We start from the raw sequence: 12,532 nt of genomic DNA, 5'->3' as shown, positions 1-12,532 counted from the left end.
CACCCCGCGAACACCTCGCTGTTGCGGGCGTCGAACAGCGCGCAGACGGGGCGCCCCGCGTCCCGGTGCGCCGCCGCGAAGCCCATGAGCCCCGAGTAGGCGAACAGGGGCACGCCCAGGGCGCGCACCACGCCCTTGGCCGTGGCCGCCGCGATGCGCAGCCCCGTGAACGAGCCCGGCCCGCCGCCCGCGACGACGGCGGACAGGTCGGCCGGCGCCAGCCCCGCGGCGCGCAGGGCGCCGTCCACGGCCGGCAGCAGCGCGGACGACGCGTTCGCCTGGGCCGTGACGGCCTCCTGCGCCACGATGCACCCGCCCACTTCCACGGCCACGAACGCGGACCGCGTGGAGCTGTCGATGGCCAGCACGGGGCCGCCGCTCACGACGCGCCTCCCGGAAACGCCGGCAGGGGCGGCGGATTGCCCACGGCGCGCGCCGTCACGCGCCGCACGGATGGGTCCGCCCCCTCCTCCAGCTCGATCTCCCACCGCGGCACGGGCAGGAGCGCCTCCGCCCGCTGGGGCCACTCGATGAGCACCAGGTCGTCGCCCGCCCCGAGCTCCGACCACCCCAGCTCCCACACCTCGTCCGGGTGCTCCAGCCGGTACAGGTCCAGGTGGTGCACCTGCACGCCGCGGGGCGTGTCGTAGCGAAAGACCAGGTTGAACGTGGGCGAGGGCACGTCGCCCTCCACCCCCGCCCCCTGCGCCACGGCGCGGGCCAGCGTGCTCTTGCCCGCGCCCAGGTCGCCGCGCAGGGCCACCATCAGCGGCACGCGCGCCTCCGCGCCGATCCGCCGGCCCCACGCCATCAGCCCCTGCTCCGAGAGAACGGCCTCCATCCGCGCCGTCACCCCCCGCGCAAGGCCGCCACGGAGCGCCGCTGCGGACCCGGCTTGGCGCCGTCCATCTCCGCCTTGAGCTCCATGTACTGGTCGCGCAGCACGGCCGCGCGCTCAAAGTCCAGCCGCGACGCCGCGTCGCGCATCTCCTGCTCCAGGTCCTTGAGCATCTCCTCCGCCGACTTGGCGCCGAACACCTTCTTCTCCGCTTGCGCGCCCTTGGCGTCGGGCACCCCCTTGGGCGTGCGCGCGTCGGCCACCCGCGTGGACAGCTCGATCTCCTCCACGGACTTGAACACCGTCTGCGGGATGATGCCGTGGTCGTCGTTGTACTGCTTCTGCAGCACGCGGCGGCGGTTGGTTTCGTCGATCATCCGCTGCATGGAGCCTGTCACGTGGTCCGCGTACAGGATGGCCGTGCCCTCGGCGTTGCGGGCCGCGCGCCCCACCGTCTGGATGAGGGAGCTGGCCGAGCGCAGGAAGCCCTCCTTGTCCGCGTCCAGGATGGCCACGAGCGACACCTCCGGCAGGTCCAGCCCCTCGCGCAGCAGGTTGATGCCCACCAGCACGTCGAACTTGCCCAGGCGCAGGTCGCGCAGGATCTCCACCCGCTCCAGCGACTGGATGTCGGAGTGCAGGTAGCGCACGCGCACCCCGTTCTGCTGCAGGAACTCCGTCAGGTCCTCCGACATCCGCTTGGTGAGCGTCGTCACCAGCACGCGCTCGTTGCGCGCCTCGCGCACGCGGATCTCCGCCAGCAGGTCGTCCACCTGCCCCTTCACGGGGCGAATGTCCACCACGGGGTCCAGCAGCCCCGTGGGGCGAATGATCTGCTCCACCACCACGCCGCCGCTCTGCCGCAGCTCGTACTCGCCCGGCGTGGCCGAGACGAAGACGGCCCTGGGCACCAGCTCCTCCCACTCGGGGAACTTGAGCGGGCGGTTGTCCAGGGCCGACGGCAGGCGGAACCCGTGCTCCACCAGGGTGAGCTTGCGGGCCCGGTCGCCGTTGTACATCCCCCCGATCTGCGGGATGGAGACGTGGCTCTCGTCCACGACCACCAGGAAGTCCTCGGGAAAATAGTCGAACAGGCACGCCGGCCGCTCGCCCTCGCCCCGCCCCGCGATGTGCCGCGAGTAGTTCTCGATGCCGGAGCAGGTGCCGATCTCCAGCATCATCTCGATGTCGAAGTTGGTGCGGCTCTCCAGCCGCTGCGCCTCCAGCAGCTTGCCCGCGCCCAGCATCTCCTTGAGCCGCCCATCCAGCTCGCGGCGAATACGGTCCACCGCGCGCTCCAGCTTGCTCTTGGCCGTCACGAAGTGCGTGGCGGGAAAGATGGCCGCGCGGGCCATGGTGGCGATGGTGTCGCCCGTGAGGGGGTCGAATCGCGAGATGCGCTCGATCTCGTCGCCCCACAGCTCGATGCGCACCCCCTGCTCGTCGTAGGCCGGGTACACCTCCACAGTGTCGCCGCGCACGCGAAAGTTGCCGCGCTCGAACGCCGCGTCGTTGCGGCTGTACTGGATGGCCACCAGCCCCTCCAGGATCTTCTTGCGGCCGATCTCCTGCCCCACCTCCAGCACCAGCATCTGCGCGCGGTACTCCTGGGGGTCGCCCAGGCCGTAGATGCACGAGACGGACGAGACGATGATGACGTCGTCGCGCTCCATGAGGGACGAGGTGGCACGCAGGCGCAGCCGCTCGATGTCCTCGTTGATGGACGAGTCCTTCTCGATGTACGTGTCCGTGCTGGGAACGTACGCCTCGGGCTGGTAGTAGTCGTAGTAGCTGATGAAGAACTCCACGGCGTTCCGGGGAAAGAACGTCTTGAGCTCCCCGTACAGCTGCGCCGCGAGGGTCTTGTTGTGGCTCATCACCAGCGCCGGCTTGCCGTGCCGGGCGATGGTGTGGGCAATGGTGAGCGTCTTGCCGGTGCCCGTGGCGCCCAGCAGCGTCTGGAACTTGTCCCCGCGCACCAGCCCCGCCGACAGCTCGTCGATGGCGCGCGGCTGGTCGCCGGCCGGCGCGAACGGGGACACCAGTTCGAACGGCATCACTTCCTCGTCTGGTCGGGATTCCGGGCTGTGTGGATCAACCCGGGTTGTACCCCGAAGAAATCCCGGCGTTCACGTGTGCGAACGGGACGGTGGAACGGCAACGGACGCCGACAGGTTGGGGCGTGTCCCTCCGCTGCGCTCCGGGCCGGGCTGCGCGCGCCGTAGGCAACGATACAACCGTTGCCAACGGCGCCGGGCCACCTCCGCAAACGGCACGGTACTGCTGTGCCGCCTTGCTCCGGCGTCCCGGCCCTCCGGGCGCGCATCCCTCACGCGACGGCGTTGAACGCCGTTGCCCGCTATTCCCTATTCCCTATTCCCTATTCCCTATTCCCTATTCCCTATTCCCTATTCCCTATTCCCTATTCCCTATTCCCTGTTCCCTGCAGTTCAGCCGTCCCCCACGTCCGCCAGGTCCTGCTGCTCCCGCCGCTCCACCCGCATCACGCCCTTCACCTTCTTGATGGCGGACAGCACGCGGTTCAGGTGCGCCAGGTTCTCCACCTCCACGGTGAACTCGCCGTGCATGCCGTGGTCGTCGGCGTTCATGTCGGCGCTCTTGATGTCCGTGTTCGTGGCCGACACGGCGCTGGCGATGTCGGCGAACAGGCCGCGGCGGTCCGTGCCCTCCATGGCCAGCTTCACGAAGAAGCGGTCCGTGCCGTCGCCGTCCCAGTCGATCTCCACCCGGCGCTCCGGGTGCTCCCGCAGCTGCAGGATGTTGGGACAGTCGATGCGGTGAATGCTCACGCCCCGCCCCCGCGTCACGTACCCGATCACCTTGTCGCCGGGCACGGGCTGGCAGCAGGCGCTGTAGCGCACCATCAGGTTGCTCATGCCCTGGATGCGCACGGGGGCGTTGGGCTCCCGCCGCACCCTCGACACCAGCCGCTCGAACGCCGACGGCGGCTTGGGCGGCTCCTCCACCACCTCGGGCCACAGCGTCGCCATCACCCGCGACGGTCCCAGGTCGCCGCGGCCCAGGGCCGCGAACAGGTGCGCCGCGTCCGGCAGGTCCAGCGCCCGCGCCGCCTCGCCAAAGCGGTCCTCCGACACCTTTTCGCGGCGCGCCTTGCGGATCTCGCGCTCGATGAACTCGCGCCCCAGCCGCACGCTGTCGCCGAACTCCTCGTCCTTGATCCACTGGCGGATCTTGTTGCGCGCCCGGGCCGTCTTGACGAAGGCCAGCCAGTCGCGCGAGGGGCGCTGCTTGGGGTCGGTGATGATCTCCACCTGGTCCCCGTTCTTGAGCTCGCGCGTGATGGGCGTGATGCGCCCGTTCACCCGCGCGCCCGCGCAGTGCAGCCCCACCTCCGTGTGCACCGTGAACGCGAAGTCGATGGGCGTGGCCCCCTTGGGCAGCTGCTTGACGTCGCCCATGGGGGTGAAGACGAAGATCTCGTCCTGGAACAGGTCGATGCGGAGGAATTCCATGAACTCCTCCGGCTCCTTCGTCTCCTGCTGCCACTCCAGCACCTGGCGAAACCAGGTGAGGGTCTCGTCCACGTCGTCGCCGCCGCGGGGACCCTCCTTGTACTTCCAGTGCGCCGCGATGCCGTACTCCGCCGTGCGGTGCATCTCGCGCGTGCGGATCTGGATCTCGTACAGCCGCCCCCCCGGACCAAAGATGGTCGTGTGGAGGGACTGGTACATGTTGGACTTGGGCGTGGCGATGTAGTCGTGGAACCGCTCCGTGAGGGGCGTCCAGCGGTTGTGGATGACCCCCAGCGCGTGGTAGCAGTCGGCGATGGTGTCCACGATCACCCGCACCGCCATGAGGTCGTAGATCTCGTCGTAGCTCTTTTCCCGGTGCACCATCTTGCGGTAGATGGACCACAGGTGCTTGGGACGGCCCGTCACCTCCACGTCGATCCCCGCCGTGCGCAGGTCCGCCTGCAGGGGCGCGCGCAGGTTCTCGATCTGCTCCTCGCGCTCGCGGCGCTTTTCGCTCACCTTGCGGGCCAGCTCGCGGTAGGCCTCCGGCTCCAGGTACTTGAAGCAGAGGTCCTCCAGCTCCCACTTGATGGCCGCCACGCCCAGCCGGTGCGCCAGGGGCGCGTAGATCTCGCGCGTCTCCAGGGCGATGCGCCGGCGCTTTTCCTCGCGCAGGTAGTCCAGCGTGCGCATGTTGTGCAGCCGGTCCGCCAGCTTGATGAGGATCACGCGGGCGTCCTGCGCCATGCTCAGCAGCAGCTTGCGGAAGTTCTCCACCTGCTGCTCGGTGCTGGTGCGGAACTCCACCTTGGCGATCTTGGTGAGCCCGTCCACCACCGTGGCCACCTCGTCGCCGAACGCCTCGCGCACGTCCTGCAGCGTGGCCGGCGTGTCCTCCACCACGTCGTGGATGAGCCCGCCCGCGATGGTGGCGCTGTCCAGGTGCAGGTCCGCCAGCACCTTGGCCACCTCGATGCAGTGCACCACGTAGTCCTCGCCCGAGTGGCGCTTTTGCCCCGCGTGCGCCACCGCGCTGAACTCGTACGCCCGCGACACCAGGTCCAGGTCCAGCCGCGCCGCGTACGGGGCCACGGCCTCGAACAGGTCCGGGGGCAGGATGCCGCGGGCGTGCTCCAGCGCGCCGTCGCTGTCGGCCAGGGCCGGTGCCTGCGACGCCATCAGCGGCGCCCTCCGGCGGCACGCGCACGCCGCCGCGCGGCCGCGCGGCGGACGAAAGTCGGGATGCGGGCGTGGACTGCGTTCATACGGAGCAATGTAAGGGTTCAGCGCCGCGGGGCCACCCCCCACCCGGCGCTCAGCTGCCCCTCCTCGGCGAACGAGAAATACTTGTGCTCGCCGATAATGACGTGGTCCAGCAGCTGCACCCCCACCACCAGGCTTCCCTGGTCCAGCTGGTGGGTGAAGGCGCGGTCGGCGGGCGAGGGGTCCGTCTCGCCGCTGGGGTGGTTGTGCACCACCACCATGCCGTAGGCGTTCTCGGCCAGGGCCGCCTGGAACACCTCGCGGGGCGTGATGCCGCACCCCGTGAGGCTGCCCCGCGCCACCACCACCTCGCGCAGCAGGTCGCAGTTCAGGGTGAGCAGCAGAAGCCGGAACTCCTCCTGGGGCAGGTCGCGCATGGAGAAGCGCATGCGGTCGTAGACGGCCCGCGCGCTGGCCAGGCGCTCCAGCTCGGGCCGCGCCTCCTCGATGGCGCGGCGTCCCAGGTCCAGTGCGGCGTGGATCTTGGCGGCCTTGGCCGGCCCAATCCCCGGGACCTCGCACAGGGCCGCGAACGACGCGTTCATGATGCGCCGCAGCGACTCGGCTCCCTCGTGGGGAGAGAACCACGCCAGCAAATCGCCCGCCACGTCGAGCGCCGAGCGGCCGGGGCGGTCCTCGGTGGCGGGGATCCCCGTCTCGATGAGCAGGGCCAGCAGCTCGCGCGGGGAAAGTGAGCGCGCCCCCATGGTGCGCAGCCGCTCGCGGGGCCGGTCGTGGGTAGGCCAGTCCTTGATGGCGAACTGCCGCAGGCGCGGGGGAGGGCGATAGGCAACGGCGTGCATGCGGGTGGCGCTCCGTCGTTTCGGGGTGCCGCGGCCCGCCCGGGCCGCACCGAACAAAAACCGAATTGAATATATTTACACCGAGCGCCCCTCACCAGTCCCCCGGAGTGCGTGAGTGCGTAAGTGAAAGCGTGGGGGCCGATGATCTCTCATCAGCCCCCACGCGATTCCCTATTCCCTGCAGTTGCGGGCCGCCCCCTGTAACCTGTCCCCTGCAACCCGCGGTTCAAGGCAGCTCAGGCATTCCGCCCGTGGCACTGCTTGTACTTCTTGCCGCTTCCGCAGGGGCACGGATCGTTGCGCCCCACCACCTGCCCGGCCGGCACGCCGGCGGCGGGCGGCGGCGTCTCCTCGCGGTTGGTCTGCTGCGGCTGCGGGCGCGGCTGCACGGCCGTGTACGGGTTCACCCCGATGGACGGGCGGCGCGGCGGCTGCGGGGCCTGGGGCCGCTGGGGCGCCTCGGGGGGCGCCGGCGGCTGGGGCCGCGCCGGGGCCGGCAGCTCCAGCGCCTCGTCGGCCACGCCCAGCTCCGCGTCGGGATCGGGGCCCGAGAAGGTCATGGGCGGCGGCGGAGGCGGCGGGGCCGACGGCGCCAGCTGCGCCCGGAAGACGAACCGGGCGATGGAGGCGTACATGTCCGTCATCAGGTCCTCGAACATGTCGTACGCTTCCTTCTTGTACTCCAGCAGGGGGTCCTTCTGCCCCCACCCCCGGAACCCGATGGACGCCTTCAGGTGGTCCAGGTCGTACAGGTGGTCCTTCCACTTCTCGTCGATCGTGGAAAGCACCACGAAGCGCAGCACGGCGTCGGCCGCCTCGCCAAAGCGGTCCAGCTTGTCGTGGTACTGCTCCCGCGCGCGGTCCACGACGTACTCCTCCAGGTCCTCGCGGCCGGGGAAGCGGTCGCCCTGCCCGTTCTCGTTGGGCAGCCGGTCGGCGTTGATGAAGAAGTCCAGCAGCAGCCGCTGGCGCAGCCCCGCGAGGTCCCACTCGTCGCTGGTGGTGCCCGCCGCCGCGTACTCCTCGATGACGGGGGGCAGCGCCCGCTCGATCATCTCCCACACCTCGCCCTTGAGCTCCTCGCCGCCTTCCAGGGCAAAGGTGCGCAGGTCGTAGATGACCTCGCGCTGCTGGTTCATGACGTCGTCGTAGTCCAGCAGGCGCTTGCGGGCCTCGAAGTTCTGCATCTCCACGCGCTTTTGCGCGCCGCCGATGGAGTTGGTGATCCACGGGTGCGTGATCACCTCGCCCTCCTCGGCGCCCAGGCGGTCCATGATGGCCGCGATGCGCTCCGATCCGAACAGGCGCATCAGGTCGTCTTCCAGCGAGAGGAAGAACTGCGACGCGCCCGGGTCGCCCTGGCGGCCGGCGCGGCCGCGCAGCTGCCGGTCGATGCGCCGCGACTCGTGCCGCTCGGAGCCGATGATGTGCAGGCCGCCCGTCTCGATGAGGTGGCTGTCCGGCTGCACCGTGAGGTCCACCACCTCGTTGGGGTCCGGCACCTTGCTCAGGGCCGCCAAGTCCAGCCCGCGCCCCTTGGCCCAGGCCACCGTGCGCGGCTCGCGGACGCCCGCGCCCAGCTTGATGTCGGTGCCGCGGCCCGCCATGTTCGTGGCGATGGTCACGGCGCCCGGCTGGCCCGCCAGGGCCACGATCTCGGCCTCGCGCTGGTGGTACTTGGCGTTGAGCACCTGGTGCGGCACGCCCGCGCGCTTGAGCATGCGCGACAGCGTCTCCGACACGTCCACGTTGACCGTGCCCACCAGCACCGGCAGCTCCATCATGTGCAGCCGGCGCACCTCCTCCACGATGGCGTTGAGCTTTTCGCGGCGGGTCTTGTAGACCAGGTCGTGCCGGTCGTCGCGGCTGATGGGACGGTTGGTGGGAATCACCATCACGTCCAGCGTGTAGATCTGGTGGAACTCCCCCTCCTCCGTCTCGGCGGTGCCCGTCATGCCGCCGAGCTTGTCGTACATCCGGAAGTAGTTCTGGATGGTGATGGTCGCCAGCGTCTGCGTCTCGGCGCGGACGGCCACCCCCTCCTTGGCCTCGACCGCCTGGTGCAGGCCGTCGGACCAGCGCCGGCCGGGCATCATGCGGCCGGTGAACTCGTCCACGATCATCACCTCGCCGTTCTGGATGACGTACTGCTCGTCGCGGTTGAAGAGCGTGTACGCCTTGAGCAGCTGGTGGATGATGTGGATCTTCTCGCTCTTTTCCGCGTACTCGCGCTCGAGCTCGTCCTTGCGCTCGCGCTTCTGGTCCACGTCCAGCGACGGGTCCTCCTCCACGCGGTGCACGGCCTCGGAGATGTCGGGCACCACGAAGGCCTCGTGGTCGTCCGGTGCCAGCACGTCCAGCCCCTGGTCCGTCAGGTGGATGGTGTGGCCCTTTTCGTCCATGGAGTACAGCAGGTTCTCCTCCAGCTCGTGGACGCGCTTTTCCATCATGTAGTCGCGCTCCACCTTGCTGATCACCCGCACCAGCCCGGGGTCGTCCGCCAGCAGCTTCTGCAGCCGCTTGTTGCGGGGCGAGCCGCGGCGGGACAGGAACAGCTTTTCGCCGGCGGCGTAGCTGTCGCCCCCCGCCAGGTCCTTTTCGGCCTGGGCGATCAGGTCGTTCACCAGGCGCGTCTGCCGGCGGGCCAGGTCGGCCACGGCCGGGTTGTAGCGCGCGTACGCCGCGTTGGCCTCGGAGCCCACGGGGCCGGAGATGATGAGGGGCGTGCGCGCCTCGTCGATAAGGACGCTGTCCACCTCGTCGACGATGGCGTAGTGGTGCCCGCGCTGCACCCGGTGCTCCAGGGCGTGCACCATGTTGTCGCGCAGGTAGTCGAACCCGAACTCGTTGTTGGTGCCGTAGGTGATGTCGGCCCCGTACGCCTCGCGCCGCTCGGGCGTGTTGGGCTCGTGCAGGTCGATGCACCCCACCGTGAGCCCCAGGTAGCGGTACAGGTGGCCCATCCACTCGCTGTCGCGCTGCGCCAGGTACGAGTTGACGGTCACCAGGTGCGCGCCGCGGCCAGCCAGGGCGTTGAGGTACAGGGGCAGGGTGGCCACGAGGGTCTTGCCCTCGCCCGTGGCCATCTCGGCCACCTTGCCCTGGTGCAGGGCCAGGCCGCCGATGAGCTGCACGTCGTAGTGCACCATGTCCCAGGTGAGGGGCTGCCCCGTCACCGAGACCTCGCTGCCCACCAGCCGGTGCGCGGCCGCCTTGACGGTGGCGAACGCCTCGGGGAGGATGTCGTCCAGCACGGCCTCGAGCTCGGCCTTGAGCCGCTGCTCGGCGGCGCCGATCTGCTGCGACAGGGCCTCGCGCTCGGCGGCGTCCTCGGACGCGCGGCGGCGGGCGCGCAGCTCGGCCACCTCGGCCTCGGCTTCGGCCGTGGCCTCGCGGATGGCCGCGCGAAAGCGCTCCGTCTGGCCGCGCAGCTCGTCGTCGGAAACGTTCTTGAGCCGGTCGAACTCGCGGTTGATCTCCGCGACGATGGGCTGCAGCCGCTTGAGCTCGCGCTGGTGGCGCGTCCCGAAGACGGCGCGCACGAGGGACTTCAGCATGGGGCGATTCCTTGCAATCAACGGGAAAGGCCCCCGTACAGCCGCTCGCGCTCGATGACGGCGCGCACGGCCTCGGGAACCAGGTATCGTATGCTCTGTCCGGCCGCCGCCCGGCGCCGGATCTCCGTGGACGAAACGTCCAGCCGCGTCACGGGCACGGCCACGGCGGGGTACGGCAGGTCCGCCGGCACCGTCTCCCCCGCCCGCGAGACGACGGCCAGGGTGGCCAGCCGGGCGATCTCGTCGGGCTCACGCCAGCGTGGCAGGTCGCGCAGGTTGTCGGCGCCGGTGAGGAACACCAGCTCCGCCCCCGGCTCCCGCGCCCGCAGCGCGCGCAGGGTGTCGACCGTGTACGAGGGGCCCGTGCGGCGCAGCTCCAGGTCGTCGGCCGCGAAGCGCGGGTCGCCCGCGATGGCGCCGCGCACCATCTCCAGCCGCAGGGCCGGCGCCGTCCGCACCGCCTTGAGCGGATGGACGGCGCTGGGCACCCACAGCAGGCGGTCCAGCCCCAGCGCCTCGCAGGCGTCGGAGGCGGCCACCAGGTGCCCCAGGTGCGGCGGATCGAACGCCCCGCCGTAGACCCCCAGTCGCACGGACCGGGCCGTCAGCCGCCTGCCGAATCGGCCGGGGCGGCCGCCAGCGAGGCGGCCTCGGCGCTCTGCGGAAAGTCGCGCAGCAGGCGCTGGCGTGCGGCCGCCTCTTCCTCGCGGTACCCCATGCGCCCGTACGCCTCCACCAGGCGCAGCAGCGCCCGGGGGGCCGCCGGCGTATCGGGGTAGTTGGTCAGCACGTCGTTGAAGTACACCACCGACGCGTCGTAGAGCGACCGCCGGAAGTAGAAGAAGCCGTTCTGGTACTGCTTCTCGGCCAGGCGCCCCCGCAGCTCCGTCACCCAAGCCAGCGACTGCTGGGCCTCGGGGGTGCCGGGGTAGATGGAGGCGTAGCTCTCGCAGTAGGTGATGGCAGCGGTGGTGTACTCCGGGTCCAGCTGCGGGCGCGGCGCCAGCTCGTGGTACGCCTGGCACAGGCCGTAGCGGGCCTCGCGCGCCTCGGGGTCCGACGGGAACTCCGTGGCCACGCGCAGGAAGTCCGAGGCGGCCGTGACGTACTCACGGGTCTCCAGGTGCGAGCGGCCCAGGGCCATGAGCGCGCCCTTGAGGCGCGGGTCGGCCCCGGAGGCGGTCACGAACTGGCCCAGGAACTCGGCGGCGCGGCGGTAGCGGCCGGCCTGGTAGGCTTCCATCCCGCGCGCGTACGCCGTCTCCACGGTGGGCGGCGGCGGGGTGCGGAAGACGGCGCAGCCCCCGAGGGCCGCGGTGGCAAGGAGCGCGAGCGCGGCCCTGCGGATTGGTCTGTGGTCGGTCATGCGGTGCGTGTACCCGCGGACGCGCCGCAGGTTCAATCCGGTTTTCATCAGCCCTCCGCGGCCCCGCCGCGGCTGCGTTCCAGCATCCCCAGGTAGGCCGAGACCTGCGCGCTCCCGGGCTGCTGGGCCAGGCAGCGGCGCCACTCGCGCTCCGCCTCGTCCAGCGCACCGGCGCGGAACAGGGCCAGCCCCAGGTTGGCCCGGGCCTGCACGAAGCCGGGGTTGCGGTCCAGCACGGCCTGGAACTCCGCCCGCGCCTCGTCCAGCCGCCCCAGGTCGATCAGGGCGCGGCCCAGGCGGGTGCGGATGTCCAGGAACTGCGGGCGCAGCTCCACGGCCGCGCGGTACTGCGCCACGGCGTCCTCGGGCGCGCCGGCCTGCTCGTACGCGTCGCCCAGCTCGCGGTGCAGGTTGGCCAGGCGCGCGGCGGCGGCGCTGGAGAACCGCCCGCCCCCGCCCTTTTCCTCGTCCGCCTCGGCGGCGCGGCGAAAGGCGTCGCGCGCCTCGTCCAGCCGGCCCAGGTCGTTGAGGGTGATGGCGCGGTTCACGTGCGCCTCCACGTACCCCGGGTTGAGCTCCACGGCCCGGGCAAACGCGTCCAGCGCTTCTTCGGGCCGGCCCACCATGGACAGGCACAGCCCCATCATGTTCTGCACGTCGGCGAAGCCGGGACGGCGCTCCGCGGCGGCCTGCAGGTCGTCCAGGGCGGCCAGGTACTGGTTGCGCGCCAGGGCTTCCTTGCCGCGGGCAATGAGCTGCTCCACTGCCGGGTCCTGCGTCATCCGTCGTCGGGGTTGGCGGGGGATGGCGTGCGCCCGTGTGCAGGAACGCGAAAAACGCGGGAAGATACCGGCGGCGCGGGGGGCCGGCAAGCCACGGAACGGCGGGGGCGCGTGAGCGGAAGATGAAGGCGAGCCTTTCGATCGGCCCATCCGCGCCGTCGTCCGTTCCGGGCCGTTCCAACCGCGCGGCCCTTCTCCGCCGGCGGATCTGCCGAATCCGAGGAATCCATCCCCATCCCCCGTTCCATCACGCCAATCCGGCATAGATGCGCGGAAGTTCGCTTCATCTGTTCCGTGGACGCGCGCACCCGGATCGGCGGCATCCGGCGCGGGATGGATCTACGGAAGGATCGCACACGGGGTCTTCGGCCAACGGAGTGAACGGTTTTCTTTCATCCGTTACCGTTGACTCCGTTGGCCGCAGGCCCC

The 12,532-nt window shown here is 70.7% G+C and carries 9 protein-coding genes; all 9 read right to left on the bottom strand.

Features of this window, described 5'->3' with window-relative positions:
* Nucleotides 1-383: tRNA (adenosine(37)-N6)-threonylcarbamoyltransferase complex dimerization subunit type 1 TsaB (gene tsaB, locus VFZ20_RS13430; RefSeq protein ID WP_329684404.1), on the bottom strand; the 383-nt coding region annotated here is incomplete at its 3' end.
* Nucleotides 380-841, bottom strand: a complete 462-nt coding sequence (gene tsaE, locus VFZ20_RS13425; RefSeq protein WP_329684403.1) for a tRNA (adenosine(37)-N6)-threonylcarbamoyltransferase complex ATPase subunit type 1 TsaE — start codon at nt 839-841, stop codon at nt 380-382. The genes tsaE and tsaB, both read right to left, overlap by 4 nt.
* 8 nt (nt 842-849) lie before the next feature.
* Nucleotides 850-2,895 (bottom strand): excinuclease ABC subunit UvrB, encoded by a 2,046-nt coding sequence (uvrB, locus tag VFZ20_RS13420; RefSeq protein ID WP_329684402.1) that lies wholly within the window; start codon nt 2,893-2,895, stop codon nt 850-852.
* A gap of 393 nt (nt 2,896-3,288) precedes the next feature.
* Nucleotides 3,289-5,511 carry a bifunctional (p)ppGpp synthetase/guanosine-3',5'-bis(diphosphate) 3'-pyrophosphohydrolase gene (locus VFZ20_RS13415; protein ID WP_329684401.1) on the bottom strand — a complete coding sequence of 741 codons (2,223 nt, stop codon included), beginning with the start codon at nt 5,509-5,511 and terminating at the stop codon, nt 3,289-3,291.
* A 104-nt stretch (nt 5,512-5,615) separates the two neighbouring features.
* Nucleotides 5,616-6,398: a RadC family protein gene (radC, locus tag VFZ20_RS13410; protein ID WP_329684400.1), complete on the bottom strand. Its 783-nt coding sequence runs from the start codon at nt 6,396-6,398 to the stop codon at nt 5,616-5,618.
* A 236-nt stretch (nt 6,399-6,634) separates the two neighbouring features.
* Complete coding sequence (gene secA / locus VFZ20_RS13405) at nt 6,635-9,955, bottom strand: preprotein translocase subunit SecA (RefSeq protein ID WP_329684399.1); 3,321 nt, start codon at nt 9,953-9,955, stop codon at nt 6,635-6,637.
* A gap of 17 nt (nt 9,956-9,972) precedes the next feature.
* On the bottom strand, nt 9,973-10,548 hold the full coding sequence (nadD, locus tag VFZ20_RS13400) for a nicotinate-nucleotide adenylyltransferase (RefSeq protein WP_329684398.1): 576 nt from the start codon (nt 10,546-10,548) through the stop codon (nt 9,973-9,975).
* Between the two features lie 11 nt (nt 10,549-10,559).
* Complete coding sequence (locus VFZ20_RS13395; RefSeq protein ID WP_329684397.1) at nt 10,560-11,369, bottom strand: outer membrane protein assembly factor BamD; 810 nt, start codon at nt 11,367-11,369, stop codon at nt 10,560-10,562.
* Nucleotides 11,369-12,103, bottom strand: coding sequence for a tetratricopeptide repeat protein (locus VFZ20_RS13390; protein WP_329684396.1), 735 nt, complete (start codon nt 12,101-12,103; stop codon nt 11,369-11,371). Before VFZ20_RS13390 ends, VFZ20_RS13395 begins: the two co-directional genes overlap by 1 nt.
* Between the last annotated feature and the right edge of the window lie 429 nt (nt 12,104-12,532).

It is taken from the genome of Longimicrobium sp., assembly GCF_036280135.1.
Taxonomy (GTDB): domain Bacteria; phylum Gemmatimonadota; class Gemmatimonadetes; order Longimicrobiales; family Longimicrobiaceae; genus Longimicrobium.
The sequence above is the reverse complement of the archived record's forward strand: the minus strand, read 5'-3'. Positions and strand labels throughout refer to the sequence as shown.

Bases quoted from the DNA above. Each gene is read 5' to 3' on its own strand.
- VFZ20_RS13390 (WP_329684396.1), bottom strand. From the start codon at position 12,103: ATGACGCAGGACCCGGCAGTGGAGCAGCTCATTGCCCGCGGCAAGGAA.
- secA (WP_329684399.1), bottom strand. From the start codon at position 9,955: ATGCTGAAGTCCCTCGTGCGCGCCGTCTTCGGGACGCGCCACCAGCGC.
- radC (WP_329684400.1), bottom strand. From the start codon at position 6,398: ATGCACGCCGTTGCCTATCGCCCTCCCCCGCGCCTGCGGCAGTTCGCC.
- VFZ20_RS13395 (WP_329684397.1), bottom strand. From the start codon at position 11,369: ATGAAAACCGGATTGAACCTGCGGCGCGTCCGCGGGTACACGCACCGC.
- VFZ20_RS13415 (WP_329684401.1), bottom strand. From the start codon at position 5,511: ATGGCGTCGCAGGCACCGGCCCTGGCCGACAGCGACGGCGCGCTGGAG.
- tsaE (WP_329684403.1), bottom strand. From the start codon at position 841: ATGGAGGCCGTTCTCTCGGAGCAGGGGCTGATGGCGTGGGGCCGGCGG.
- uvrB (WP_329684402.1), bottom strand. From the start codon at position 2,895: ATGCCGTTCGAACTGGTGTCCCCGTTCGCGCCGGCCGGCGACCAGCCG.